2 protein-coding genes are annotated in these 5,118 nt (G+C 51.2%); both read left to right on the forward strand.

Translation table 11 applies throughout. From position 1 onward, the window contains the following. The first annotated feature begins 11 nt into the window (after window positions 1–11). Entirely contained in the window at window positions 12–3,218 is a 3,207-nt protein-coding gene (locus tag ELR70_RS25230) for an amino acid adenylation domain-containing protein (protein ID WP_241566268.1), read from the forward strand. A 111-nt stretch (window positions 3,219–3,329) separates the two neighbouring features. Further along, window positions 3,330–5,003, forward strand: a complete 1,674-nt coding sequence (locus tag ELR70_RS03185) for a cyclic peptide export ABC transporter (protein ID WP_054016239.1) — start codon at window positions 3,330–3,332, stop codon at window positions 5,001–5,003. Window positions 5,004–5,118 lie beyond the last annotated feature (115 nt).

A 5,118-nucleotide genomic window follows, 5' to 3' on the forward strand; every position in this document is an offset into this window, starting at 1 on the left:
TTGCCAGTAAAGTGAGAGACTATGCCAAAAGCCAGGCAATGAGCCCGGCTGCGTTATTTCATCTGGCCTGGGGGCGGGTAGTGGCCGCCTGTTCTGGTCAGCAGGATGTGGTGTTTGGCACTGTGTTATCAGGGCGAATGCAGGGCGGGCCTGAAATGGCAAACATGCTGGGCATGATGATTAATACCTTACCTGTGCGTGTCAAACTAGACCTGCGCAGTGCACAGGAGGCTTTGCTCGATGTGCATGCGGCCCTGCAGTCGCTGCTCCCCCATGAGCAAGCTCCGCTTTCTGAGGCTATGCAGGCTTCGGGCGTTGAGGGCAACATGCCATTGTTCAGTGCGGTACTTAATTATCGTCATTCTCACGATGTGAGCGCGCCCGATGAAGCGGCGGAGCTGAAACTATTGGGCGTGAAAGAACGTACTAACTATCCGTGTGTGATGTCGGTCGATGATTTGGGCAGTGATTTTTCACTTACGCTGCAAATCGACAACAAGGTGAATGGCCAGCGTATCAATGCGTATCTGGTTACCGCACTGACTCAGTTACTGGATGCGCTGCAAAGCGATTCACTCCAGCCGGTTGCTGCGCTGCCAGTGTTGCCCGATGACGAGCAACATCGTTATCTGGAACAGTGGAATGACACTGAGCAAAGTTATGCGCGTGAGGCCTGTGTGCATCAGCTGTTTGAACAACAGGTCGCAGCGACACCCTGGAATATTGCACTGCGCTTCGAGGCGCAGACCCTCACTTATACCGCGCTGAACAGTAAGGCCAATCAGCTGGCACACTATTTACGCAACACTCATAATCTTGGTCCGGATTCACTGGTTGGACTGTGTGTTGAACGCTCTTTCGAAATGGTGATTGGCATCTGGGGCATTCTTAAAGCCGGTGGTGCTTATGTGCCGCTGGACCCTGAATTACCCGCTGCGCGACTTAATTATCTGGTTGAGAATGCCAGTGCCGATGTGGTACTCAGCACACGTGCTGTGGCTAATCGCGTTGAACTGGGCGAAGCAAAGGTAGTGGCGCTGGACGAGTTTGATTATGACGCCCATGACGAGCGAAATATTGCCGTCGATGAAATCGGCCTGACGTCGCAGCATCTGGCTTATATGATTTATACCTCAGGCTCAACGGGCAAACCCAAAGGTGTCTTGCTTGAGCATCAGGCGCTGCATAACCGCATCGACTGGATGGACAAAGAATATGGCTGCGACACGTCAGATAAAATTCTGCAAAAAACCCCGTACAGTTTTGATGTATCAGTGTGGGAATTCGTCTGGCCCATGCTCAAAGGTGCCGAGCTGGTGATTGCCAAGCCCGGTGGACACAAAGATCCTGCCTACCTGAGTGAGTTAGTTGTGGCCACCGGTGTCACTAAGCTGCACTTTGTGCCCTCGATGCTGGGTGTGATGCTGGAACAGGGCGACCTGGGCCGCTGCACCTCAATAAAACAGGTGTTCTGTAGTGGTGAGGCATTACAGATAAGTCATGTCGAACAGTTTAGGGCCAGCTTACCAACTGCGCAGTTACATAACTTGTATGGTCCGACGGAAGCCGCCATCGACGTGAGTTACTGGGATTGCGCGCAACCGTATGGCAACAGTGTGCCGATAGGTAAGCCCATTCAGAATATTCAGCTCCTGATCCTCGATGAAGCACTGAACCTGCTACCGCAAGGGGCGTGCGGTGAGTTACACATTGGCGGTGAAGGCCTGGCCCGCGGCTATCTGAATCGCCCGGAGCTGACTGACGAGCGCTTTATCGCCAACCCGTTTTTCGATGCCAGTGCAGCAAACAGCAGCCAGCGGTTGTACAAAACCGGCGACCTGGTGCGCTATCGCGAAGACGGCAACATTGAGTATATGGGCCGGCTGGATCATCAGGTGAAGATCCGCGGTTTGCGCATTGAGCTGGGCGAAATTGAGTTTTATATCGGTGAGCACAGCGATGTAGATTCAGCGCTGGTGATGGCCTTAACCGATGAGCATGGTAGTCAGCGTCTGGTGGCTTATGTGAAGCCGCTGGGTGAATACGATGAGCAGGCACTGACGACTGCCATCAGAGCACAGCTTAGCGAGGTACTGGCCGAGTACATGGTGCCCGATAGCTTTATCTATATTAGTCAGTGGCCACAGACGCCAAACGGAAAAATTGACCGCAAGGCGCTGCCTGCGCCTGAGTTGTCCGCACTGTCTGGCGGTTATGAGGCACCGAAAGGGGATACTGAAGTGATGCTCGCGCAGGTGTGGGCCGATGTCCTTAAACTGCCCGCCGATCAGATCAGCCGTGACGCCAACTTCTTTGCACTGGGTGGCCACTCGTTGTTGGTAATGAAGCTGGTGCAGAATATTGATCAGGTTTTCAAAACCCACGGGATTGCTATCAACAAAGTGGTAGAGCGACCCACACTCAGCGCCATGGCCGAGTGCATTGCTCATCATAATGACCAGCAATGGCAGGCCATTCGCCCCGTGTTGTCACTGGATTTTGACCCGGCAGTAACGATTTATCTGGCGCCCGGAGCGGGCATGACCAGCGGCGGCTACATGGACCTGGCACGGGCGTTACCTCAGGTGCAGATCATGAGTCTGGAGCCTGTAGGCATGAGCGAGCAGGACCCGGTTATCGACAGCTGGGATGAACTTATCAGTTGCTATGCAGATGCCATTGTCAGTGAGCGCAATGCGCGTGGCGCAGAGGCAGAACCGGCTGTACTGATGGGCCATAGTTCAGGGGGAGCCGTAGCATTTGCAACTGCACTGAAACTGGAGTCATTAGGATGTAAAACACAGCTGCTACTGTGCGAGTGTTTAGTGGCAACCGATGATGAAGCCCAGTTCGAGATCAGCGATGCTGAAAAGCAGGAATTAATGCTGTCCTATGCCAAAGCGCTTAAACCTGAAGACAGCGAAGAGCAGTTGTTGTCCTGGCTCAGCCTGGGTATGACTCAGCGCCTGTTCAATGTGTATTTCCAGCAGGTGGACTGGTCAAGACGCTATCAGCCCGAAGCCTGCCTCAATGGTGCGTTAAGCATGATAGTGACTCCTGAGCTGGGAGAAGCATACTGGCAGCAAAAACAGACCCAGTTGCAGGCATATGTCAGCACACAGGTAGAGACCATCCACACAGAAGGCAAGCATGTCACTATGGTGAAAAGTCCTTATGTCAGTGGCCTGGCAGACAAACTCATGGCGCTACTGGCCTGAGTAGACAAAGAGTGAAACGGGTTATCTGACCCAAGCATGCAGGCTGGGGCAAAGTAGTTTCAGCCTGCGTAATACCTATTTTAGAATTAGTAACCATTACAAGGCTGTTTTATGTTATATCGGCTAGTTTTATCTCATAAGAAACTACTCATACTTGCCACGCTTTTGAGTGTTGTCAGTGCGCTTTCAGGCATCGGCATCATTTCACTGGTCAATGCTGAGATAGAAAATGTGTCTAACCCGGACTCTGATGTGCTCAAAGCACTGGGCATTTTTTTCGTCGCACTGGCGGGGTTTCTCACCTTTAGTGTGATTTCTCAGTACATTCTCACTAAGTTATCCGTTCAGATCATGGTAAGTATTCGCGAGAATCTGGTTCAGCGTGTTTTGTCGACCAGTTATGAGCAGATTGAGCGCGTGGGTGGGCATCGGATTTTTGCTACTTTGACCAAAGACATTGAGTCACTCACCGCAACCCTGAGTGCCGTACCGCATGTGGCCTATAACCTGGCTACCGTGTTGCTGTGTTTTGCTTATATGAGCTATCAGTCCTGGCAGCTGTTTTTGTTTGTCGGTGGCGTGTTGTTGCTAGCTATGCTGGTCGCTCAGCTGCTTATGAGCCTGGGCATTCAGCGCTTTCAGGCTGTGCGGGAACTGGATGACAGCCTGTTTAAGAACTTTCGTGCCCTGATTGACGGTGGTAAAGAACTGAATATTAACTTCAACCGTAAGCGTTTTTTTTACAAAGAGGTGGTGACGCCAAATATTCAGGAAATTAAAAAGTCGACAATTTCAGCGCACATTATATTTATCATTCTGAGCAACTGGACCAATCTGATCTTGTTCCTGGCGCTGGGGTCTGTGGTTTTTATGTCACAACTGTTTTTGAGCGGCATAGCCACTGAGGTGGTGGTGAGCTTTGTGCTGACGCTGGTTTATGTGATTGGTCCACTGACGGTGTTGATCAACACCTACTCTGTGGTTGCTGAGGGCATAGTGTCGAGCCAGAAAATAGAAAAGCTGCAACTATCGGAAGAGATTTTGACTGATCAGCTGGACAACACACTGCACCCTGAGCATAATTGGCACACTCTGGACATCGAGGCCATCGAATATGAATACCGTCGTGATGACAGCGACGACTACCACTTCTCCATCGGGCCTATCAGTACGCAAATCCAGCGTGGCGAAATCGTTTTCCTGATTGGCGGCAATGGCTGTGGTAAATCTACCTTCGCCAAAGTGTTATGTGGTTTGTATACCCCAACTCGCGGCAGTATCCGCCTTGATGGTCGGGATGCCGCGCATGCAATGGATTGGTACCGTTGCCACTTTAGCACCATCTTTTCTGATTTCTACCTGTTTGAGCAAGTGATCGATGCCAACGGCATGCTGGCCGATGACAACAAAATTCGTCAATATCTGAGCAAGCTGAAGCTGGATCAGAAAGTCACGGTAGAAAAAGGCATTTTATCGACCACTGAGCTTTCTCAGGGTCAGAAGAAACGTCTGGGCTTATTGCTGTCGTACATGGAAGACACACCGCTTTATATTTTTGATGAATGGGCAGCCGATCAGGACCCGTATTTCAGAAACTTCTTTTATCGCGAACTCTTACCTGAGCTTAAGTCTTTGGGTAAGACCGTGTTCGTGATCAGTCACGACGAACATTACTTCTCACTGTCTGACCGCATTCTCAAATTTGAAGCCGGTCAGATGGAAGACGTAACCACGTCATTTGCATCTGCAGAACCTGTTGCTGAACAGCCTGTAGCGCTGGCCTGAAAGCCAGATAGCGGGCTTTCGGCCCGCCACGTTTTGTGCCTTACGGTTATGCCTTATGGCCTGAGTATTATCAAGGTCCCGCGCATCGGGGCCAGTGAGTATGGATAGACCAAGA

The organism is Pseudoalteromonas sp. R3, assembly GCF_004014715.1.
Classification (GTDB): domain Bacteria; phylum Pseudomonadota; class Gammaproteobacteria; order Enterobacterales; family Alteromonadaceae; genus Pseudoalteromonas.

Coding starts and splice junctions, on each gene's coding strand:
- ELR70_RS03185 (WP_054016239.1), top strand. CDS start 3,330: ATGTTATATCGGCTAGTTTTATCTCATAAGAAACTACTCATACTTGCC.